This window comes from Leisingera sp. F5, assembly GCF_001593695.1.
This window is the reverse complement of the sequence record NZ_LUKH01000044.1, coordinates 1-22,033: the sequence shown is the minus strand read 5'-3', so window position 1 is coordinate 22,033 and position 22,033 is coordinate 1. Positions and strand designations below refer to the sequence as shown.

Annotated in this window: 20 protein-coding genes; 17 read left to right on the top strand and 3 right to left on the bottom strand. The window is 64.2% G+C overall.

Features of this window, described 5'->3' with window-relative positions; translation table 11 throughout:
• Positions 1-6 precede the first annotated feature (6 nt).
• From A2I95_RS21375 to A2I95_RS21355, 5 genes are all read left to right on the top strand, one after another.
• Positions 7-1,494: a UDP-N-acetylmuramoyl-L-alanyl-D-glutamate--2,6-diaminopimelate ligase gene (locus tag A2I95_RS21375; RefSeq protein ID WP_291733079.1), complete on the top strand. Its 1,488-nt coding sequence runs from the start codon at positions 7-9 to the stop codon at positions 1,492-1,494.
• Positions 1,491-2,891, top strand: coding sequence for a UDP-N-acetylmuramoyl-tripeptide--D-alanyl-D-alanine ligase (murF, locus tag A2I95_RS21370; RefSeq protein ID WP_291733077.1), 1,401 nt, complete (start codon positions 1,491-1,493; stop codon positions 2,889-2,891). Before A2I95_RS21375 ends, murF begins: the two co-directional genes overlap by 4 nt.
• Positions 2,892-2,910: 19 nt before the next feature.
• Positions 2,911-3,993, top strand: coding sequence for a phospho-N-acetylmuramoyl-pentapeptide-transferase (mraY, locus tag A2I95_RS21365; protein WP_291733074.1), 1,083 nt, complete (start codon positions 2,911-2,913; stop codon positions 3,991-3,993).
• A 463-nt stretch (positions 3,994-4,456) separates the two neighbouring features.
• Positions 4,457-5,854 (top strand): UDP-N-acetylmuramoyl-L-alanine--D-glutamate ligase, encoded by a 1,398-nt coding sequence (murD, locus tag A2I95_RS21360; RefSeq protein WP_291733071.1) that lies wholly within the window; start codon positions 4,457-4,459, stop codon positions 5,852-5,854.
• A gap of 27 nt (positions 5,855-5,881) precedes the next feature.
• Positions 5,882-6,223 carry a thiamine-binding protein gene (locus tag A2I95_RS21355; RefSeq protein ID WP_291733068.1) on the top strand — a complete coding sequence of 114 codons (342 nt, stop codon included), beginning with the start codon at positions 5,882-5,884 and terminating at the stop codon, positions 6,221-6,223.
• Between the two features lie 208 nt (positions 6,224-6,431).
• Here the strand turns inward: A2I95_RS21355 and A2I95_RS21350 are convergent, their stop codons facing one another.
• The 3 genes from A2I95_RS21350 to A2I95_RS21340 all read right to left on the bottom strand — a co-directional run bounded on the left by A2I95_RS21350 (position 6,432) and on the right by A2I95_RS21340 (position 8,430).
• A complete protein-coding gene (locus A2I95_RS21350) occupies positions 6,432-6,881 on the bottom strand; it encodes a MarR family transcriptional regulator (RefSeq protein WP_291733065.1) in 450 nt (149 codons plus the stop codon).
• Between the two features lie 5 nt (positions 6,882-6,886).
• Positions 6,887-7,180: a putative quinol monooxygenase gene (locus A2I95_RS21345; RefSeq protein WP_291733062.1), complete on the bottom strand. Its 294-nt coding sequence runs from the start codon at positions 7,178-7,180 to the stop codon at positions 6,887-6,889.
• 68 nt (positions 7,181-7,248) lie between these two features.
• The gene (locus tag A2I95_RS21340; RefSeq protein ID WP_291733059.1) at positions 7,249-8,430 is read right to left on the bottom strand and encodes an NAD(P)/FAD-dependent oxidoreductase; all 1,182 of its coding nucleotides are present in this window, start codon (positions 8,428-8,430) and stop codon (positions 7,249-7,251) included.
• Positions 8,431-8,665: 235 nt separating this feature from the next.
• On the opposite strand from A2I95_RS21340, the gene ftsW reads away from it, so the two are divergent.
• The 12 genes from ftsW to A2I95_RS21280 all read left to right on the top strand — a co-directional run.
• A complete protein-coding gene (gene ftsW / locus A2I95_RS21335) occupies positions 8,666-9,832 on the top strand; it encodes a putative lipid II flippase FtsW (protein ID WP_291733058.1) in 1,167 nt (388 codons plus the stop codon).
• A gap of 26 nt (positions 9,833-9,858) precedes the next feature.
• On the top strand, positions 9,859-10,950 hold the full coding sequence (locus tag A2I95_RS21330) for a UDP-N-acetylglucosamine--N-acetylmuramyl-(pentapeptide) pyrophosphoryl-undecaprenol N-acetylglucosamine transferase (protein WP_291733056.1): 1,092 nt from the start codon (positions 9,859-9,861) through the stop codon (positions 10,948-10,950).
• Positions 10,951-10,955: 5 nt separating this feature from the next.
• On the top strand, positions 10,956-12,353 hold the full coding sequence (gene murC, locus A2I95_RS21325) for a UDP-N-acetylmuramate--L-alanine ligase (protein WP_291733053.1): 1,398 nt from the start codon (positions 10,956-10,958) through the stop codon (positions 12,351-12,353).
• 102 nt (positions 12,354-12,455) lie between these two features.
• Positions 12,456-12,704 carry a DUF2484 family protein gene (locus A2I95_RS21320; RefSeq protein WP_291733050.1) on the top strand — a complete coding sequence of 83 codons (249 nt, stop codon included), beginning with the start codon at positions 12,456-12,458 and terminating at the stop codon, positions 12,702-12,704.
• 384 nt (positions 12,705-13,088) lie between these two features.
• On the top strand, positions 13,089-14,030 hold the full coding sequence (gene murB, locus A2I95_RS21315) for a UDP-N-acetylmuramate dehydrogenase (RefSeq protein WP_291733048.1): 942 nt from the start codon (positions 13,089-13,091) through the stop codon (positions 14,028-14,030).
• Between the two features lie 382 nt (positions 14,031-14,412).
• Positions 14,413-15,291, top strand: coding sequence for a D-alanine--D-alanine ligase (locus tag A2I95_RS21310; protein WP_291733094.1), 879 nt, complete (start codon positions 14,413-14,415; stop codon positions 15,289-15,291).
• Positions 15,279-16,178: a cell division protein FtsQ/DivIB gene (locus tag A2I95_RS21305; RefSeq protein WP_291733046.1), complete on the top strand. Its 900-nt coding sequence runs from the start codon at positions 15,279-15,281 to the stop codon at positions 16,176-16,178. Before A2I95_RS21310 ends, A2I95_RS21305 begins: the two co-directional genes overlap by 13 nt.
• Before the next feature lies 1 nt (position 16,179).
• Positions 16,180-17,514, top strand: a complete 1,335-nt coding sequence (gene ftsA, locus A2I95_RS21300) for a cell division protein FtsA (RefSeq protein ID WP_291733044.1) — start codon at positions 16,180-16,182, stop codon at positions 17,512-17,514.
• 374 nt (positions 17,515-17,888) lie between these two features.
• A complete protein-coding gene (gene ftsZ, locus A2I95_RS21295) occupies positions 17,889-19,592 on the top strand; it encodes a cell division protein FtsZ (RefSeq protein ID WP_291733042.1) in 1,704 nt (567 codons plus the stop codon).
• Between the two features lie 211 nt (positions 19,593-19,803).
• The gene (lpxC, locus tag A2I95_RS21290) at positions 19,804-20,739 is read left to right on the top strand and encodes a UDP-3-O-acyl-N-acetylglucosamine deacetylase (RefSeq protein WP_291733040.1); all 936 of its coding nucleotides are present in this window, start codon (positions 19,804-19,806) and stop codon (positions 20,737-20,739) included.
• Positions 20,740-20,978: 239 nt separating this feature from the next.
• Positions 20,979-21,827: an outer membrane protein assembly factor BamD gene (locus tag A2I95_RS21285; RefSeq protein ID WP_291733038.1), complete on the top strand. Its 849-nt coding sequence runs from the start codon at positions 20,979-20,981 to the stop codon at positions 21,825-21,827.
• 27 nt (positions 21,828-21,854) lie between these two features.
• The coding region (locus A2I95_RS21280) for an AAA family ATPase (RefSeq protein ID WP_291733092.1) at positions 21,855-22,033 on the top strand (179 nt) is incomplete at its 3' end.

The window sequence follows — 22,033 nt, the reverse complement described above, 5'->3', positions numbered from 1 at the left end:
GCCGCCATGAGCAGCAGCAGACCAGACCAGCCTCTGAGCCAATTGGGGCTCACTGCCCGCGGCGGTGCCGATCCGCAGATCCGCGGCCTGGCAGTGGACAGCCGGGAGGTGCGCGAGGGCTTTCTTTTTGCAGCTCTCCCGGGCAGCCAGGTGCATGGAGCGAAGTTCATCCCCGCCGCGCTGGAGCTGGGCGCCTCGGCCATTCTAACCGATGCCGCGGGCGCGGGCATTGCTGCCAAGGTGCTGGACGAAAGCCACGCCGCGCTGGTGGTGGTCGAGGACCCGCGCCAGACGTTGGCTTATGCGGCAGCGCTCTGGTTCGGCGGCCAGCCGCAGACCGTGGTTGCGGTGACCGGCACCAATGGCAAGACATCCGTGGCGACGTTTGTGCGCCAAATCTGGAGTGAACTGGGCCATGAGGCCGTCAACATGGGCACCACCGGTATCGAGGGCGCCTGGAGCTATCCGCTGGCCCATACCACGCCGGAACCGATCACCCTGCACCGTGCCCTGGCAGAGGCCGCGTCAGCAGGCGTGACCCATGCCGCAATGGAGGCGTCTTCGCACGGGCTGGACCAGCGGCGTCTGGACGGGGTGCAGCTGGCGGCAGCGGGTTTCACCAATTTCACTCAGGACCACCTGGATTACCACGAGACATTCGAGGCCTATTTCAACGCCAAGGCAGGCCTGTTCCGCCGGGTGCTGCCGGACGAGGGTGTGGCTGTCATCAACATGAACGACCCCCGCGGCGCCGAGATGCGCGCGGTGGCCGCCGCCCGCGGGCAGGAGGTGATTTCCGTGGGCCGCGGCCTTGGCGATCTGAACCTGATGGGGCTGCGCTATGACGGCACCGGTCAGGATGTGCGGTTTTCCTGGCACGACAAACCCCATCAGCTGCGCCTCAACCTGATTGGCGGCTTTCAGGCGGAAAACGTGCTGCTGGCCTGCGGGCTGGTGATTGCCGGCGGCGAGGACCCGGAGCGGGTGTTTGAAACCCTGCCGCATCTGACCACCGTTCGGGGGCGGATGCAGCTGGCAGCGTCGCGCGACAATGGCTCTGCCGTGTTTGTTGATTACGCCCATACGCCCGATGCCGTTGCCAGCGCTATCAAGGCGCTGCGCCCGCATGTGCTGGGCCGGCTGATTGCCATCGTGGGGGCAGGCGGCGATCGCGACACCAGCAAGCGGCCCTTGATGGGGCAGGCGGCGCATCAGAACGCCGATGCGGTGATCGTGACGGATGACAACCCGCGCAGCGAAGACCCGGCGATTATCCGCGCCGCGGTCAAGGGCGGCGCGCCCGATTGCATCGAGATCGGCGACCGCGCCGAGGCGATCCTGCGCGGTGCCGACATGCTGGGGCCGGGCGATGCGCTGATTGTCTGCGGCAAGGGGCATGAGACCGGCCAGACCGTGGGTGACACCGTGCTGCCGTTTGACGATGTGGAGCAGGCCAGTATTGCGGCGGCAGCCCTCGACGGGAGGCTCGCATGACGCTGTGGACTGCAAGCGAAGCCGCCGCAGCCACCGGCGGGCAGGCGCAGGGGGACTGGTCTGTAGCCGGCCTGTCGATCGACACCCGCACCATTGAGTCGGGTGATATGTTCGTGGCCTTGAAGGCCGCGCGCGACGGCCATGATTTCGTGGCGCAGGCGCTGGAAAAAGGTGCTGGCGCGGCGCTGGTTTCCCGCGTCCCCGAAGGTGTTTCTTCTGACGCGCCGCTGCTGATTGTGGACGACGTGCAGGCCGGGCTGGAGGCCTTGGGACGGGCGTCGCGGGCACGCTCGCAGGCCAGGGTCGTTGCTGTCACCGGCTCGGTCGGCAAGACCTCGACCAAAGAAATGCTGGCGCGGATGCTGTCCGACCAGGGCCGGACCCATGCTGCCGTGGCGAGCTACAACAACCATTGGGGCGTGCCGCTCACCTTGGCGCGGATGCCGCGTGATACCGAGTTTGCCGTCATCGAGATCGGCATGAATCATCCCGGCGAAATTGCTCCGCTGGCGAAACAGGCGCGTCCGCATGTGGCGATGGTGACCACGGTGGCCGCGGTGCATCTGGAAGCGTTTGAGAGTGTCGAGGGCATCGCCTTTGAGAAGGCCGCAATCATGGAAGGGCTGGAACCCGGCGGCGTTGCGGTGCTGAACGCCGATATTGCCGAGGCCCATGTGCTGCGGGACGTGGCGGCTGATCTGGGCATTGCAGCGCGTTGGTTCGGCGGCAACGCAGAGGACTGCAAGCTGCACTCTGCAGTGATTGAGGGCGAGGAAACCGTTGCCCGCGCCACCGCGAACGGGCGCGAAGTTGAGCTGCACATTCAATCGCTTGGGGCGCATTTTGCGATGAACGCTCTGGGCGCGCTGGCCTGTGTTGAAGCACTGGGCGCTGACCCCGCGCGCGCCGTGGAAAGCCTTGCCCTGTGGTCGCCGGTCAAGGGCCGCGGCCTGCGCGAGGTGATCCGGCTGGACGGCGGAGAGGTCATCCTGCTGGACGACAGCTATAACGCCAACCCGACCTCGATGGCGGCAGCGCTGACGGTGCTGGCGGCGACGCCTGGCGCGGGCCGGCGGATTGCCTATCTTGGCGACATGGGCGAGCTGGGCCCGCAGGAAGAACAGCTTCACGCCGGCCTTGCCTTGCTGCAGGCCGTTGCGGGCATTGAGAAAATCCACTGCGTCGGCCCTTTGATGAAGGCGCTGTATGCGGCGCTGCCAGAGGAAAAACGCGGCGGCTGGTACGAAACCAGTGCCGAAGCCCTGCCGGGTTTGAGCGCCGCCATTGCAGGCGGCGATATCGTGCTGGCGAAGGGATCCAACAGCATGGGGCTGGCCAAGATCGTTGACGGCATCCGCGAAATGGGTCAATCCGGCCCCAAATCAGAAAACACCTAAGGATCGGGGGAAGAGCAAAATGCTCTATTGGCTGACCGCTTTGTCGGACGGAGGGGATGTTTTCAACCTCTTCCGCTATATCACATTCCGCGCAGGCGGCGCCTTTATGACTGCGCTGGTCTTTGGCTTTTTGTTCGGCAAGCCGCTGATCAATGTGCTGCGCCGCAAGCAGGGCAAGGGCCAGCCGATCCGTGATGACGGGCCGGAGGGGCACTTCGTTAAGGCGGGCACGCCGACCATGGGCGGGCTGCTGATCGTCGGCGCACTGCTGTCGTCGACCCTGCTGTGGGCGCGGCTTGATAATCCCTTTGTCTGGATGGTGCTGCTGGTCACGCTGGCCTTTGCGCTGATCGGGTTTGCTGATGATTATGCCAAAGTGTCTAAACAGACCACGGCTGGCGTTTCGGGCAAGCTGCGGCTGGCCTTGGGGATTGCAATTGCAGCCCTGTGTTCGGTTCTGGCTGCGCGGTTCCACCCGGAGGCGCTGCAGAACCAGCTGGCGCTGCCGGTGTTCAAGGACACGCTGATCAATCTTGGCCTGTTCTATGTGCCGTTTTCGATCTGCGTCATTGTCGGTGCCGCCAATGCGGTGAACCTGACCGACGGGCTGGATGGCCTTGCGATCATGCCGGTGATGATTGCGGCCGGCACCCTGGGTGTCATTGCCTATGCGGTGGGGCGGGTCGATTTTACCGAGTATCTGGACGTGCATTATGTGCCCGGAACCGGTGAGATCCTGATCTTCAGCGCCGCGCTGTTCGGCGCAGGGCTGGGGTTTTTGTGGTACAACGCGCCGCCTGCTGCGGTGTTCATGGGCGACACCGGCTCGCTGGCCCTGGGCGGGGCGCTGGGTGCCATTGCGGTCGCCACCAAGCATGAGCTGGTGCTGGCCATTGTCGGCGGGTTGTTTGTGGTTGAGGCGCTGTCTGTGATCATTCAGGTGCTCTATTTCAAACGCACCGGGCGGCGGGTCTTCCTGATGGCGCCGATCCATCATCACTACGAGAAGAAGGGCTGGGCCGAGCCGCAGATCGTGATCCGCTTCTGGATCATCTCGCTGATCCTGGCAATGATCGGCCTGGCGACGCTGAAAGTCCGGTAAGGCACCGGTTTTGGCCGCCGCGCCAGGGCTTCCGGCGGGTGGTGAAGCTTTTGCATTTCATGAAACCGCGCGGGGCTGAGGCTTGGCGCGGTTTTTCCTTATGAAGAAGGCGGCGCCGCCGGGGGAGCGGAGCATCGGATGGCCCTTGTCAGGGGCCATGTCCGTCTATTGGCCTGTGCGGACCCGCCCTGCACCCGATGAAGAGGTGGTCTGAGGGGGCCGGTCTCCTGGTGTTCTTGCTGCAACGGGAGGAGCGTAGCCCGCCCGGGTGAAGATGCGGTGAGGGCAGCGTACGGCGGATGCGCAACGGGGGCATGCTCCCGCCAATTTCGGCAGGCTTTGCCTGCCTGCCAATTGTTGGGCGTGGCACGGGCCTGGGACCCGTGCCGGGGCAGCGCTTGAAGCCCGGCTTGCACCTGTGCAATGTGCCGCAGAAGCAAATTCATCAGGATGAGGGCAGGCGATGATCCCGGTCAAAGGATATGAGGGCGCCAAGGTGGCGGTGCTGGGGCTGGGCCGTTCGGGCCTTGCGACGGCGCGTGCCTTGCGGGCAGGCGGGGCTGAGGCGGTCTGCTGGGACGACAATCCTGCTGCGCGGGAGGCGGCGGAGGCGGAAGGCTTCGGCTGCCGCGACCTGCACAAAGCCGGCGCTTTTGACGGTATGGCGGCGCTGATCACCTCGCCCGGCATTCCGCATCTTTATCCCAAGCCCAATCCGGTGATCCGCGCCGCGATGGATGCGGGCGTGCCGGTGGACAATGACATCGGGCTGTTCTTCCGCTCTTTCGCCGATGCCGAATGGCAGATGCATGACCAGCCGCCGCGGGTGGTGGCGGTGACGGGGTCAAACGGAAAATCAACCACGGTGGCGCTGCTGCATCACATCCTGCAGGAGGCCGGGCGCGAAAGCCAGCTGGCGGGCAATATCGGCCGCGGGGTGCTGGACATTGATCCGCCGGGCAATGGCGGCGTGGTGGTGCTGGAGCTGTCGAGCTATCAGACCGAGCTGGCCCGCGCGCTGACACCGGATGTGGCGGTGTTCACCAACCTCAGCCCGGACCATCTGGACCGGCATGGCGGCATGGGCGGCTATTTTGCGGCCAAGCGGCGGCTGTTTGCCGAGGGCGGGCCGGACCGCGCGGTGATTGGCACCGACGAGGATGAGGGGCTGTTTCTGGCAGGCCAGCTGTCCGAGGGTCCTGGCGACGACCGGGTGATCCGGGTTTCTGCGGCGCGCAAGCTGACCGGACCGGGCTGGCAGGTCTTTGCGCGCAAGGGGTTCCTGTCGGAATACCGCAAGGGGCGGCAGGCGGCGTCGATTGATCTGCGCGCAATGTCCGGGCTGCCGGGCGCGCATAACCACCAGAACGCCTGCGCGGCTTATGCGGCGGCGCGCACCCTGGGGCTGGCGCCGCGGCTGATTGGCGATGCCATGGCGACATTTCCCGGCCTGCCGCACCGCAGCCAGACCATAGCTGAGGCGGGCGGCGTGCGCTATGTGAATGACAGCAAGGCCACCAATGTGGACAGCGCAGTGAAAGCCGTAAGTGCCTTCAAGAGCATCCGCTGGATCTGCGGCGGGCTGGAGAAAGACGGCGGGCTGGAGGCGTTTCAGGGCAAAACCGGCAATGTCGCCAAAGCCTATGTGATCGGGCGCGAGGCGGCGGGGTTTGCCTTGCAGCTGGATGTGGAGGCGGAGGTCTGCACCACCATGGCTTCGGCGGTGGAGCGCGCCATGGCAGAGGCGCAGGCGGGTGACACCGTGCTGCTGGCGCCTGCGGCGGCGAGTTTTGATCAATATGACAATTTTGAACAGCGCGGCGATGATTTCGCGGCAGAAGTGAAGGCGCGGCTGGGCTGAGGCCGCCGGCAAGAAGGCGCAAGACGCATGGCAGAAACCGCAGATGCCAGGAACACCGTAATGCTGGCCTTTCAGGTCATTCCACGGCTGCGCGAAGGGAACAACTTCGAGGCGGTCGATCGGGCCATTGCGGTTGTGAAAGCCTCGGGCGTGCCGTTCCAGGCGGGGGCGATGGAAACCACCATGAGGGGCGAGCTGGACCAGCTGCTGGAGATTGTGAAACGGGCGGTGAAGGCCTGCCTGGAGTTCGGTGCGGTGGAGGTGATCACCAATATCAAGATCCACACCACCACGCCGGAGGCGCATGACACGTTCTGCACCTATACCCGCGGGGTGACGCCGAACAAAAGCGTGTTCATTGAAGATTAGGGGGGCTTCAGGCTCACCCAAGCGGAAAATCCGCATCGCATCCGCCTTCACTTGGTCTTTGCCTGCCAGAGCCATCCCCCGTGCTCAAGCGGAATGGCCGTCTCCCCGCCGGGGCGGGGGCCCTCGGCAATTCCGCTTGATCCCGGAGGCTGTCCCTGGCCGTTAAAGCTCAAGCGAAGGCGGCTCCGAAGCGGAAGATCCTTGAGGGTCAGCCCGCGGCGGCGGACGGCTGGGTCATCGCCTCTGACAGGAGGCTGAAGTAGCCGGGCAGGGTGTCCTGCAGCCGCTGGCGGCCCTCGGGGGTCAGCGCGGCGTCTTTGGAGCGTCCGTCGGAGGGGTTGTCTGATACGGTTATCAGCCCGTCTTTGTGCAGCGATTGCAGGGTGCGGGTCATCACCGGTTTCGACACGTCGATACGCTGGGCGATCTCATTCGGCGTCAGCGAGGTGCGGTCCGGTTCCCGGTCGATCACGATCAGCACCAGGAACCGCAGCTGCGACAGCCCGTGGGCGGCAAAATAGGCGTCGAGGCTGCGGATCAGCAGGCTGGCGCGGCGCATCATCACAAGCGCGCTGGAGATATGGGCGGGGTCGGCGCCGTAATCCTTGGCGTAGGTGCCGACCATCTGCTGCGACGGAAGTTCCTTGAGGAAGAACATGGGCGTCAGGCCAGCGCGGTCATCTTGTGGATCTCGACCGGTTTCGCAAGCCAGGCTTCATATTTGGCGAAAATCGGCGTGATGTAATCCGCCGCGTAATGCGCTGCCAGGGCTTCGTCGCCGGCCCATTCTTCATCCAGGTAGAAGCAATCGCCATCGCGGCCTTCGGCCAGCAGGAACTTCAGGCAGCCGGGCTCGGCCCGGGTCGGTTCCAGAATGTCCAGCAGGCTTTGGCGCACATCTTGCATGTGTTCCGGTTTCGGAGTGATCTTGGCGACCAGTTGGAAGGGGGCGGTCATGGTGTTTCTCCATTTATATTATCATGGTAACTATGATGAATGCCGCCGCGTGCGGTGTCAAGCCGGCCTTAGCGGCTGTCGGCGATGGCGGTGCCGGCTGCATGGCCCGATGACCAGGCCCATTGGAAGTTGTAGCCGCCGAGCCAGCCGGTGACAGCCACCGCCTCGCCGATGGCGTAGAGGCCGGGCGCCGCTTTGGCCTCCATGGTTTTGGAGGAGAGGCCATCGGTGCAGATGCCTCCCAGGGTGACTTCGGCGGTGCGGTAGCCCTCGGTGCCTGCGGGCAGCAATTGCCAGTTTTGCAGCGCCTCGCAGAGGGCTGTGAGCGCGGCGTCGGATTGGTCTGCCAGGCGGCCCTTGAGGCCCAGTTGCGGGGCAAGGAAGTCCACCAGCTTGCCGGGCAGGTGGCGCGCCAGTTCAGTTGTCAGGTCGCGGCGGCCCTCGACCTGGCGCTGGTCGCGCAACAGGTCGTAGAGCGGCGTTTCCGGGATCAGGTTCACCGTGATTTCCTCCCCTTCGCGCCAATAGGAGGAGAGCTGCAGCACCGAGGGGCCGGAGAGGCCGCGGTGAGTGAACAGCAGCGCCTCGTCAAAGCCGGTGCGGGTGTTTGAGAGCCGCGCGGGCAGGGCGACCCCGGCCAGCGGCTGGAAACGGCCATCGGGGAAGGTGAAGGGCACCAGCGCCGGGCGGGTCTCGGTGATTTCCAGCCCGAACTGGCGGGCCAGATCATAGGCAAGCCCGGTGGCGCCCATTTTGGGAATCGACTTGCCGCCGGTGGCCAGCACCAGATTGCGGCAGGTGACGGTTTGCGGCTTGCCCTCGCGCAGCAGCTGGACGCGGAAGCCGTCTGCGACCTGCTCCACTGCTTCGACGGAGGTTTGCAGCCAGAGGTCCGCACCAGCCTGTGCCATCTCCTGCGTCAGCATGGCAATGATCTGCTTGGCGGAGCCGTCGCAGAACAGCTGGCCCAGGGTCTTCTCGTGCCAGGTGATGCCGTGGCGGTCCACCAGTCCGATGAAATCCCACTGGGTGTAGCGGGCCAGTGCCGATTTGCAGAAATGCGGGTTGGCGGACAGGTAGTTTTTTGCTTCCGCATACATATTGGTGAAGTTGCAGCGGCCGCCGCCGGAGATGCGGATCTTCTCGCCCGGCGCCTTGGCGTGGTCGATCACCAGGGTGCTGCCGCCCGAGTAGCGCGCACACATCATGCCTGCCGCGCCGGCGCCGAGAATCAAAGTGTTTATCTGCATGGCGCGCATCGACCACGGAACCGGCGCTGGCGCAAGGGGGAGGCCGGCAAGAGCAGGCTGGCGGATTGGCGCCGGCGATCTGGCAGCTTCCTGCCTGTCAAGATGACCCGCCGCGCGGGCGGTGGTTTTCCGCCGAACTGTGTTCTTTTTCTGGCGCCGCGGCTCACGTTTCGTTACAGTTTCTGTGAGACCCCGAAAAATGGGGCGGAACGAGGCATATAGTGGCGGTATTCCCATGACTGAGATGGTCTATGGCGCGGTTCCCGTGCAGGCAGGTGAGCCGATTCTTCCCAAGTGGTGGCGGACGCTGGATAAATGGACAATGTCCTGCATCCTGATGCTGTTCGTGATCGGGCTCTTGCTGGGGCTGGCGGCCTCGGTGCCGCTGGCGGAGCGGAACGGGTTCGGCAATTTCCACTATGTGCAGCGGCAGGCGGTTTTCGGCCTGACGGCGCTGATGGCGATGCTGGTGACATCCGTGATGTCGCCCACGCTGGTGCGGCGGCTGGCGGTGCTGGGGTTTGCCCTGGCCTTTGTGGCGCTGGCCTTCCTGCCGATTTTCGGCACTGATTTCGGCAAGGGCGCGGTGCGCTGGTATTCGCTAGGGTTTGCCTCGCTGCAGCCTTCGGAGTTCCTGAAGCCCGGTTTCATCGTGGTCGCCGCCTGGATGATTGCGGCCAGCCAGCAGATCAACGGCCCGCCGGGCACGCTGATGTCTTTTGCGCTGTGCATGATGGTGGTGATGATGCTGGTTTTGCAGCCGGATTTCGGCCAGGCGAGCCTGATCCTGTTCGGCTGGGGGGTGATGTATTTCGTCGCCGGTGCGCCAATGCTGCTGCTGGTTTGCATGGCGGCCGTGGTCGTGATGGGCGGTGTCTTTGCCTATAACAGCTCAGAACACTTTGCCCGCCGCATCGACGGTTTTTTGAACCCCGATGTCGATCCCACCACCCAGCTGGGCTATGCCACCAATGCGATCCGCGAGGGCGGGCTGTTCGGGGTTGGCGTTGGCGAAGGCCAAGTGAAATGGTCGCTGCCGGATGCCCATACCGATTTCATCGTCGCAGTTGCGGCTGAGGAATACGGGCTGGTGCTGGTGGTGGTGCTGATCGCGCTTTATGCCTCGATCGTGGTGCGTTCGCTGTTCCGGCTGATGCGCGAGCGCGATACGTTTATCCGCCTGGCGGGCACCGGGCTGGTGTGCATGTTCGGCGTGCAGGCGATGATCAACATGGGGGTTGCGGTGCGGCTGCTGCCTGCCAAAGGCATGACTTTGCCGTTTGTCAGCTACGGCGGATCCTCGCTGATTGCCACCGGCATCGCGGTGGGTATGCTGCTGGCCTTTACCCGGACCCGTCCGCAGGGCGGGATTGCCGACTACCTGAACGGCCGCGGCCGCTGACGAGATTTGGAAAGAGACCTCCTGGGATGGCACAGAAACTGCTTTTGATGGCTGCCGGCGGGACCGGCGGCCATATGTTTCCTGCGCAGGCGCTGGCTGAGACGATGCTGGCCCGCGGCTGGCGGGTGAAACTGTCAACGGATGCGCGCGGCGCGCGTTACACCGCAGCGTTTCCCAGCGCGGTGGAGATTTCCGAGGTCTCCTCGGCCACCTTTGCCCGCGGCGGGCTGCTGGCCAAGGCGCTGGCGGGGCCGAAGATCGCAGGCGGCGTGCTGTCGATGGCAATGCAGATGCGGCGCGAGCGGCCCGATGCGGTGATTGGCTTTGGCGGCTACCCGTCGATCCCGGCGCTGGGGGCGGCGACGCTTTTGAAGCTGCCGCGGATGATCCATGAGCAGAACGGGGTGCTGGGCCGGGTGAACCAGTTGTTTGCCAAGCGGGTTGCAGGGGTGGCCTGCGGCACCTGGCCGGCGGCGCTGCCCGAAGGTGTTGCGCATGAGCATGTGGGCAATCCGGTGCGCAGCGCGGTGATGGAGCGGGCGGGTGCGGCCTATATTCCGCCGGGCGATTACCCGATGTCGCTGCTGGTGATGGGCGGCAGCCAGGGCGCGCGGATCCTCTCTGACGTGGTGCCTGCGGCGGTTGCCGCGCTGCCTGAGAATATCCGCCGGTATCTGCGGGTGTCGCATCAGGCGCGGGAGGAAGACCTGGACCGGGTCAATGCGTTCTATGCTGAGCATGGCATCAATGCCGATGTGCAGACGTTCTTTACCGACGTGCCCGCGCGCATGTCGGAGGCGCAGCTGGTGATCTCGCGTTCGGGGGCGTCGTCGGTCGCCGATATCTCGATCATCGGGCGGCCTTCGGTCCTGATCCCCTTTGCCGCTGCGGCAGGCGACCACCAAAGCGCCAACGCCCGCGGACTGGTTGACGCCAATGCCGCCGTGATGATCCCGGAAAGCGCCCTTGATATCCCGGTTCTGGCAGAGCATATGGGCGCGATTCTGAGTAACCCGCAGGCTGCCACTCAGATGGCAACCGCTGCACTGAGCGCCGGGGTCCCCGATGCCGCCGAACGACTGGCGGCGCTGGTGGAGCAACTGGCCGAGGAAGGATAACGCCCATGAACCCTGCAACCAAACTGCCCGGAGACGTCGGCCCGATCCATTTCGTGGGGATCGGAGGCATCGGCATGTCGGGCATCGCCGAGGTGCTGCTGAACCTCGGGTACATGGTGCAGGGCTCAGACCTGAAATCTTCGAAGATCACCGGTCGGCTGGAAGAGCTGGGCGCGCGGATTTTTGTCGGCCAGAAGGCGGAAAACCTGGAGGAGGCCGCGGTTGTGGTGACCTCCTCGGCGATCAAACCGGGCAATCCGGAGCTGGACGAGGCCCGCCTGCGCGGCCTGCCGGTGGTGCGCCGGGCGGACATGCTGGCCGAACTCATGCGGCTGAAATCCAACGTCGCCATTGCCGGCACCCATGGTAAGACCACCACCACCACCATGATGGCGGAGCTGATGGTGGCCGGCGGCTTTGACCCCACGATCATCAACGGCGGCATCATTCACGCCTATGGCTCCAACGCGCGGATGGGGCAGGGCGAATGGATGGTGGTCGAGGCGGACGAAAGCGACGGCTCCTTCAACCGGCTGCCTGCAACCATCGCGGTTGTGACCAACATCGACCCCGAGCATATGGAGCATTGGGGCGACTTTGATACCTTGCGCGACGGGTTTCTGGAGTTTGTCTCCAACATCCCGTTTTACGGTGTGGCGGTCTGCTGCACCGACCACCCTGAGGTCCAGGCGCTGATCGGCCGGATTTCCGACCGGCGGGTTGTGACCTATGGTTTCAACGCGCAGGCCGACGTGCGGGCGGTGAACCTGACCTACAAGGGCGGCGTGGCCCATTTCGATGTGCATCTGCAGGCCGAAGACCGGGTGATCGAGGGCTGCACCCTGCCGATGCCCGGCGATCACAATGTCTCCAACGCCTTGTCCGCCGTGGCGGTGGCCCGGCATCTGGGGATGAACAGCACTGAGATCCGCGAGGCGCTGGCGGCGTTCGGCGGCGTGAACCGCCGCTTTACCAAAGTGGGCGAGGTGAACGGCGTTACCATCATCGACGACTATGGCCATCACCCGGTGGAGATTGCCGCGGTGCTGAAGGCGGCGCGCCAGGCCAGCGAGGGCCGGGTGATTGCGGTGCACCAGCCGCACCGCTATTCGCGCCTGTCGAATCTGTTTGACGATTTCTGCGCCTGTTTCAACGAGGCGGATGTGGTGGCGATTGCCGAGGTGTTCGCGGCAGGCGAAGACCCGATTGAGGGTGCCGGCCGCGATGATCTGGTGGCCGGTCTTATCCGCCACGGCCACCGCCACGCCCGCGCCATCCTCAGCGAAGAAGATCTGGAGCGCCTGGTGCGCGAACAGGCGCGCCCCGGTGATATGGTGGTCTGTCTCGGCGCCGGCACCATCAGCGCCTGGGCCAACGGCCTTCCTGCGCGGCTGGAGCGCTAGGGTGCGGCTGCCGGTGGCCGGATTTTTCGAAAAATCCGGGTCGTTTTCCGTAAGGAAAACGGTGCCTGCCGCGGGCGGGCTCCAGAACACTGGGGGTGCCGGATGACGCTGTCGCTGACCCTTGCCGCGATCTGGGCGCTGACCGCCAATGTGCTGGCGATGATCCCGAGCCGGGACAACCACTGGCGGCGCGCTTATGTGCTGATTGCACTGGGTATTCCACTGCTTGGCTATGTCACTTATGAAAACGGCCCCTGGTGGGGGCTGGCGGTGCTGCTCGCCGGAATGTCGGTGCTGCGCTGGCCGGTAATCTATCTTGGGCGGTGGATCAAGCGCACCGCCGGGCGCTGACGGCGGCGGATTGCTGCCGCGTGTTTACAAAATGTTTCCGGCTTTGCCACTACTTATGCGGTAGCACCGTTTTTTGTTGTGTTGAAGCCGGCCTGCGGACTGCCGGCCGCGGGGTTTGGCAATGGTGGCAGTTACTGCAATTTGGCTGGCTTTTGGAGCGGTTTGGCTGATCGGCTTCTATTACTTTGCCCGCCAGAGATGGCATTGGCCGGCTGCGGGCCTGGTGCTTGTCTGGGTGCTGGTGCTGATATGGCTGGGGCTGGGCCTGTGTTTGGAGGATCACCAGCACAATAGCCGCGAGATTGCGATGTCTCTTTATTTCGGCGGGCATCTTGTTTACGGACTATGCGCGTTCACTGGCTGGAATTTGGGGCGGAAACGAAGATGGCGGCGCAAATTGAAGAGGTACTACCGGCGGCTCGCGGGCGGCTCTTGGAAGGCAAGCCGCTGGCGGAGCTGACTTGGCTGCGCGTGGGCGGGCCCGCGGACTGTCTGTTCCAGCCTGCGGATATTGACGATTTGGCAGCATTCCTGCGCGGCCTCGATTCGGCTGTGCCTGTTTTCCCGATGGGGGTGGGGTCGAACCTGATTGTGCGCGACGGCGGCTTGCGGGCGGTGGTGGTGCGGCTGGGCCGGGGCTTCAACGGTATTGAGACCGATGGCGACACCGTCACCGCGGGCGCCGCGGCGCTGGATGCCCATGTGGCGAAGCGTGCGGCAGATGCAGGCATCGACCTGACCTTCCTTCGTACCATTCCCGGCTCAATCGGCGGCGCAGTGCGGATGAATGCGGGCTGTTACGGCAGCTACACCGCGGATGTGTTCGTGTCTGCCACCATTGTGACGCGGCAGGGGGAGATCCGCGAGATTACCGCAAAAGAGCTGAGCTTTGAGTACCGTCAGACCGCTTTCCCGGAGGGTGCGGTGCTGGTTTCGGCCAAACTGCGCGGACCCAAGGGCAATCCGGCAGAGCTGCACGCCCGAATGGAGGCGCAGCTGCAGAAGCGCGATGAGACCCAGCCGACCCGCGACCGCTCGGCCGGTTCCACCTTCCGCAATCCGGCGGGGTTCTCATCCACAGGCCGTGCGGATGACGTGCATGATCTGAAGGCCTGGAAGGTGATCGACAGCGCCGGCATGCGCGGTGCGCAGCGCGGCGGTGCCCAGATGAGCGAGAAACATTCCAACTTTCTGATCAACACCGGTGGCGCAACTGCCGCAGATTTGGAAGGTCTGGGCGAAGATGTGCGGAAAAAGGTTTACGATGATTCCGGCATCACGCTAGAGTGGGAAATCATGCGGATTGGTGATCCGCTTCCCGAATAACTGGAATACCTGAGCGTTGACAAAGGCTTCCGTTGCCGCCGCTTGGGGGAACCATGAGGCCTGAACCGGGTCCGGGCGGCGGAAATTCTTAATCGTGGTAAAGGCACCGTTAACACGCCGGTAAGATTTGGGGCGTTAGGGTGCCGAAGAGGCGGCAATGCTATGCCGGTTTCAGGGGCGGACCGCCCTGCGGACACTGGGGCGCAAAGCCCCGCAGACACTGGGGCGCAAGGCCCCGCAAGAATCAGCCGGCAATGCGCCGGCGCATAGAGATAAGGCGGGCCCGCTCAGGGGTTCCAATAACCAGGGGCGCAAAGCCCCGCATATTGAGGCGCTTGTGGTGAGTAAGTCGAGCAGGGCACTCCCGAAAGTCGCGGTGCTGATGGGCGGACCGTCAGCCGAACGCGAGGTATCGCTGTCCAGCGGCCGTGAATGCGCGGCCGCTTTGCGCGGTGAGGGGTTCGAGGTTGTTGAGGCGGATGCGGGCACCGACCTGCATGCGCGCCTTCTGGAAATCAAGCCGGATGTGGTCTTCAACGCGCTGCACGGGCGCTGGGGCGAGGATGGCTGCGTCCAGGGTGTGCTGGAATGGCTGCAAATCCCCTATACCCATTCCGGTGTGCTGGCCTCGGCGCTGGCAATGGACAAGCAGCGCTGCAAGGAAGTTTACCGCGCCGCCGGGCTGCCGGTTGTCGAAAGCGGCCTGTTTGCCAAAGACGATGTGAGCGCAGGCCACGTGATGGCGCCGCCTTATGTGGTGAAACCCAACAATGAAGGTTCCAGCGTCGGCATCTATATCGTGCATGAGGCCGCCAACGGCCCGCCGCAGTTGTCCGAGGAAATGCCTGCCGAGGTGATGGTCGAGACCTATGCACCGGGGCGCGAGCTGACCACCACTGTTGTTGGCGACAGGGCGCTGACGGTGACCGATATCCTGACCGATGGCTGGTATGATTACGACGCCAAATACAAGCCGGGCGGATCGCGCCATGTGCTGCCCGCGGACCTGCCGCGGGAAATCCATGACCTTTGCCTGGAATATGCGCTGAAGGCGCATGAGGTGCTGGGCTGCCGCGGTGTCAGCCGCACCGATTTCCGCTGGGATGAGGCGCGCGGCGCCAGCGGGCTGATCCTTTTGGAGACCAACACCCAGCCCGGCATGACGCCGACTTCGCTGGTGCCGGAGCAGGCAGCACATCTGGGCATGACGTTCGGCGAACTCTGCGCCTGGATGGTGGAGGATGCCTCATGCAACCGCTGAAGGGGCGTTTCCGCCGCAGCGGCGGCAGCGAAGGGCGCGCGGATCCGGCGCCGTCGCGGCTGAAGTACCGGCTGCAGCGCTGGATGCTGACGCCGGGTATCCGGTTCGGCCTGCGCATCGGAGTGCCGTTCTGCCTGATTTTCGCTGCGGGCAGTGCCTATCTGGCGGATGAGAGCCGCCGAGCCGCGCTGCAGGGACTGATCAACGACGCCCGCGCCGCAATCGAGGAGCGGCCCGAGTTCATGGTCAATGTGATGGCGGTGGACGGTGCGGGCGCCAGCGTGGCGCAAGACATCCGCGAGGTGGTGCCGGCAGATTTTCCCGTCAGCTCCTTTGATCTGGATTTGGAGCAGATCCGCGATGTGATCACCGGGCTGGATCCGGTAAAGACTGCGAGAGTGCGGATCCGCCCTGGCGGCATCCTGCAAGTGGACGTCGAGGAACGCGAGCCGGCGCTGATCTGGCGCAGCCGCGAGGGGCTGGCGCTGCTGGATGAGAACGGCATTCACGTGGCCGAGCTGGGCCGCCGCAACTTGCACCCGGACCTGCCGCTGATCGCCGGCAAAGGGGCCGAGCAACACGCGGCGCAGGCGCTGCGCCTGTTTGCGGCGGCGAAACCGCTGGGGCCGCGGCTGCGCGGGCTGGTCCGTGTAGGCGAGCGGCGCTGGGACGTGGTGCTGGATCGCAAGCAGCGGATCATGCTGCCGGCGGAGCAGCCGGTGCGCGCGCTGGAGCGGGTGCTGGCGGTGAGTGAAGTGCAGGATTTGCTGGAACGCGATGTGGCAGCGGTGGATATGCGCCTGGCTGGGCGCCCGACCATCCGCATGACGGAAAACTCAGTGGAAAATTGGTGGCGGATCCGGCAGCTGAATGGGGGCGGGCAGTAATATGACAGATCTCTATCAATCGCAGCGGGCCATGCGGCAGATGCGGCGCCAGGCGATGCAGCGCGGCGTAGTGGCCATTCTTGACGTGGGTAGTTCCAAGATCGCTTGCCTGGTGCTGCGGTTTGACGGCACCGGACGGCTGAGCGAAGACGGTTCGATCGGGGCCTTGGCCGGGCAGTCGGGGTTCCGGGTGATCGGGGCCGCGACCACGCGGTCGCGTGGTGTTCAGTTCGGCGAAATCAATGCCATGCAGGAAACCGAACGCGCCATCCGTACTGCGGTGCAGGCGGCGCAGAAGATGGCTGAGGTGCGGGTTGACCACGTGATCGCCTGTTTCTCCGGCGCCAATCCGCGCTCTTACGGTCTGGACGCCAAGCTGGATCTTGAAGGCCAGGTGGTCTCGGAGCATGAGGTGGCGCAGGTGCTGGCGTCCTGCGAAGTGCCGGAATACGGCGCGGGCCGCGAGGTGATACATGCGCAGCCGGTGAATTTTGCACTGGATAACCGCTCGGGCCTGGGCGATCCGCGCGGCCAGATGGGGCAGACCCTGGCGGTCGACATGCATATGCTGACGGTGGATGCCATCGCGGTGCAAAACCTGGTGCGCTGCATCCAGCGCTGCGATCTGGAGCTGGCGGGGATTGCCTCCTCGGCCTATGCCTCGGGGTTTTCGGCGCTGGTCGAGGACGAGCAGGAGCTGGGGGCGGCCTGTATCGACATGGGCGGCGGTTCCACTTCGATCTCGGTCTTCATGAAGAAACATATGATCTATGCCGACGCGGTGCGTCTGGGCGGTGATCACATCACCAGCGACATTTCGATGGGGCTGGGGGTGCCGCTGACCAATGCCGAGCGTATCAAGACCTTTTGCGGCGGGGTGCATGCCACTGGCGCCGATGACCGGGATATGATCGACATCGGCGGTGATACCGGCGATTGGGAGCATGACCGCCGCACTGTCAGCCGCGCCGAGCTGATCGGCATCATGCGGCCCCGTGTGGAGGAAATCCTGGAAGAGGTGCGCACACGGCTGGATGCAGCCGGGTTCGAGTATCTTCCCAGCCAGCAGATCGTGCTGACCGGCGGTTCCAGCCAGATCATGGGGCTGGACGGGCTGGCGAGCCGGATCCTGGGTCAGCAGGTGCGGCTGGGCCGCCCGCTGCGGGTGCATGGCCTGCCGCAATCGGCGACCGGTCCGGGCTTTGCCTCGGCGGTGGGGCTGTGCCTGTTTGCCGCCCATCCGCAGGACGAATGGTGGGATTTCGAGATGCCCGCCAGCCGTCATCCGGCGGGCACTTTGGGACGGGCCGTGCGCTGGTTCCGGGACAACTGGTAAGCCGCTTTTCAATTCTGCCTGACGGATCAAAGAGGGCGTGACAGCGTCGGCAGGACCCGTTAGGTTGTTCTTAACGTCCGCGGCAAACGCGGCGATTCAGCAGGCCGGGCAGTGGCCAGCCACGTATCAGGAAAGATGTCTTCCGCAGAAGTGATTTTGCGGATGCGACATCTGTGTTGTGTGTGGCTTGTGCTGGATCCCCAATATCTGCTAGGGACGGCGAAATACCGCGGTTTAAGCCTTAGAATGAGGCCGTATTTTGTGGCTCGTTGTGCTTTTTGGGATGACGAAACAGCCTCTGCGCGGTAAGATTATGGTAATAGCACAGGAAAAAGCCCTTTGCGGGAAGGGCGGGTAACACAGGCGGTATGAGCATGACGTTGAATCTTTCGATGCCCGGGCAGGAAGAGTTGAAGCCGAAGATCACGGTATTTGGTGTCGGCGGGGCCGGCGGCAACGCCGTCAACAACATGATTGCCAAGGAGCTGGACGGCGTTGAATTCGTCGTGGCCAACACCGACGCGCAGGCGCTGCAGCAGGCCTCGGCCAAAAGCCGCATCCAGCTGGGTGTGAAAGTGACCGAAGGACTGGGCGCTGGCGCCCGCCCGCAGGTCGGCTCCGCCGCGGCCGAAGAAAGCATCGAGCAGATCGTCGACCATCTGGCGGGCGCGCATATGTGCTTTATCACTGCCGGCATGGGCGGCGGCACCGGCACAGGTGCTGCGCCGATCATCGCGCAGGCCGCGCGCGAATTGGGCGTGCTGACCGTCGGTGTTGTGACCAAGCCGTTTCAGTTTGAGGGCCTCAAGCGGATGCGTCAGGCCGAAGCAGGTGTCGAAAGCCTGCAAAAGGTCGTCGATACGCTGATCATCATCCCGAACCAGAACCTGTTCCGCCTGGCCAATGAAAAGACCACCTTCACCGAGGCGTTCTCGATGGCGGATGACGTGCTGTATCAGGGCGTCAAGGGCGTCACTGACCTGATGGTGCGCCCGGGCCTGATCAACCTCGACTTTGCCGACGTGCGCGCGGTGATGGACGAGATGGGCAAGGCGATGATGGGCACCGGCGAGGGCGAGGGCGAGGACCGCGCGGTTCAGGCCGCCGAGAAGGCGATTGCCAACCCGCTGCTCGATGAAATCAGCCTGCGCGGCGCGCGCGGCGTGCTGATCAACATCACTGGCAGCCACGACCTTACCCTGTTCGAATTGGACGAAGCCGCCAACCGCATCCGCGAGGAAGTGGATCCGGACGCCAACATCATCGTCGGCTCGACCCTGGACACCGGCATGGAAGGCAAGATGCGGGTTTCCGTTGTTGCCACTGGTATCGACGCTGTGGATGTGAACACCGAAATGCCGGTGCCGCGCCGTCCGATGTCGGCGCCGCTGCGCCAGACTGTCAGTGTTGAAGATACCCGTCCGGCACCGCTGGAACTGGAAACCCCGGTTGAGCAGCCTGCAGCAGCAGCCGCGGCCGCCCCGGCCCCGGAGGCTGTTCAACCCGAAGCCGCGCAGCTGGAAGAGCCGTCGCTGTTCGAAGAGATGAACGCGCAGCAGGCCGCCGCGCAGGAACAGGCTGAAGACATCTTTGAAGAGCCGGAACTGGTGGACAACGACGGTCTGCCGCCGCCGGCCTATCAGCCGCAGGTTCCGGAATTCCGCCCGCAGGCAACAACACCCGAGCCGCAGCCTGACGCTTTTGTGGCGCCGAGGGCACCTGCTCCGGGCACCCCGTCGCCGCAAGCGCTGGAGCGCCTGCAGGCGGCAGCGCAACGGGTTCAGCAGCCGCGTGCGGCAGCGGCCCCTGCCGCACCGGCACCGCAGCCGCAACAGCAGCAAAATGCGCAGCAGCAGCCCGACGGGCAGCGCCGCTTTGGTCTGAATTCCTTGATCCACCGGATGACCGGCACGGCTGACGCTCCGGCAGGCAAACAGCCGCCGCAGGCCGCACGCCAGCAGCCGGCCATGCAGGCCCCGGCCGCCGCGGCCCAGCAACAGCCGGTGCAGGCGCAGCAGGCTGACCCGGACCAGGAACGCATCGAAATCCCCGCATTCCTGCGCCGCCAAGCAAACTGACGGTTCACAAAACCAACTGAAGAAGCCGCCTCCGGGCGGCTTTTTATTTTTGTATTTCAGTTATTTGCGCAATTTTGAGCGGTGATTTGCTTATCTGTTACAGTCATGTTTCAAACCGTTACAAAGATTGAGTTGTAGGTTTTTTTGCAAAACCTTAACTCTCGTTCGCAACACGGCTTATGAGGCCGGAAACAGTGGAACGAGGCGCAACGTGCAGAATACGCTCAAAGCATCGGTAGCATTTGAAGGGCTCGGCTTGCATTCCGGCCAGCCTGCGCGCATGGTCCTGATCCCGGCTCCGGCGGGGCACGGCATCGTTTTCAAGCGCACCGACATTGCATTGGGCAACACCCTGGTTCCGGCGCGCTGGGACCTGGTTGAGCGCAGCCCGCTGTGCACCCGGCTGGTCAATACCTCTGGCGTCAGCGTATCTACGGTAGAACACATCATGGCGGCCCTGGCGGGCTGCGGCGTTCATAACGCGCTGATCGAAATCGACGGGCCGGAAGTGCCGATCGTTGATGGTTCCTCGGCGCCGTTTGTGCGTGGCATCATGAGCCAAGGCGTGCGCCGGCTGGGGGTGCCGATCATGGCCTATGAAGTGCTGAAGCCGGTGACGGTAGAGAAGGGCGGCGCCCGCGCCAGCCTGCTGCCCAGCGACCGGCTGACGATTGAATTCCATATCGACTTTGCCGAGGCTGCCATCGGCCGCCAAAGCAAGGTTCTGGACATGCGCAACGGCAGCTTTGCACGCGAACTGTGCGACAGCCGCACCTTCTGCCGTCAGGCAGACGTGGAAGCGATGCAGGCCAATGGCCTCGCTCTGGGCGGTGTGCCGGGTGAAAATGCCGTTGTGTTTGACGGAGAACGGGTTGAGAGCGGCGCGGGTCTGCGCCATTCGGATGAGCCTGTGCGCCACAAGATGCTGGATGCCTTGGGGGATCTGGCACTGGCTGGGGGGCCGATCTTGGGGCGGTATGTTGGCGAGCGCGCGGGGCATGCGCTGACCAACACATTGCTGCGTGCCCTGTTTGCGGAGCCGGGTGCGGTCCGGGCCGTCGCCTGCGATGCAGCGATGACCGCGCGGCTGCCGGGACAAGGGCTGATCTGGTCGGAAATCCCGGCCGAACAGCGCCGCGTGGCATAAGGCAATAAAACCAGGAACGAGCGGCAAACTGGCCCGGGGCGCGTATGTCCCGGGTCTTTTCCTGTGCAGCGGGGCTGCAGACGGGAGCAGGAACAGTTGGGCGGACTTGACCATTGCCCGCTTTCTCTGCCATGTGAACACGGAAGTGGCGAAAGGCGTTTTGCGCGCCAATTGAATATGCTAGAGACGGCATAACCGGGGCGCACACCCGTAAGTCAAAGACGGTGAGGTTAGGCACTATGAACGGCATCAGGGCGGGAGCCAAAACCCTCGGCGCGGTCCTTCTGATGGCGGCCCTTGCGGGCTGCGGCGGAGACGGCGGCGCGGTCAAGCGGGGCGAGTCTCTGGAGGCCTTCTCACCAGAGCAGATCTATGAACGCGGCGAGTTTGAGCTGGCTGAGAAGCAGCCCAAGGACGCGGCTTATTACTTCTCCGAGATCGAGCGCCTGTATCCTTATTCAGAATGGGCCAAGCAGGCGGTGATCATGCAGGCCTTTGCCTATCACAGCACCAAGGATTACGAGAACAGCCGCGCCGCTGCGCAGCGGTTCATCGACTTCTACCCGGCGGATGAAGATGCGGCCTATGCCCAGTATCTGCTGGCGCTGAGCTATTATGACCAGATCGACGAAGTGGGCCGCGACCAGGGCCTGACCTTCCAGGCGCTGCAGGCGCTGCGCACGGTGATCGAGGTCTATCCCGACAGCGAATATGCCACTTCTGCAATCCTCAAGTTCGACCTGGCCTTTGACCATCTGGCGGGCAAGGAAATGGAGATCGGCCGCTATTACCTGCGCCGGGGTCATTATACCTCCGCGATCAACCGGTTCCGGGTGGTTGTTGAAGATTTCCAGACCACCAGCCACACAGCCGAAGCGCTGCACCGGCTGGTTGAGGGGTATCTGTCGCTGGGCCTGACCAACGAGGCGCAGACAGCGGGTGCCATTCTGGGCCATAACTTCCAGTCCACCGAATGGTATGACAGCAGCTATAAGCTGCTGACCGCAAACGGGCTGAAACTGCGGGACCGCGGCAACAACTGGCTGAGCCAGATTTACCGTCAGACGGTCAAAGGGCAGTGGCTGTAACGGCCGCTGCTGCACGGAGGCGGGGCTATGCTGCGCGCGCTTGATATCCGCGATATCCTGATCATTGATCATCTGGAGCTGAACTTTCAGCCCGGCCTGAATGTGCTGACCGGCGAAACCGGTGCGGGCAAATCCATTCTCCTCGACTCCTTGGGCTTTGTTCTGGGCTGGCGCGGGCGGGCCGAGCTGGTGCGCCAGSSCAGAAC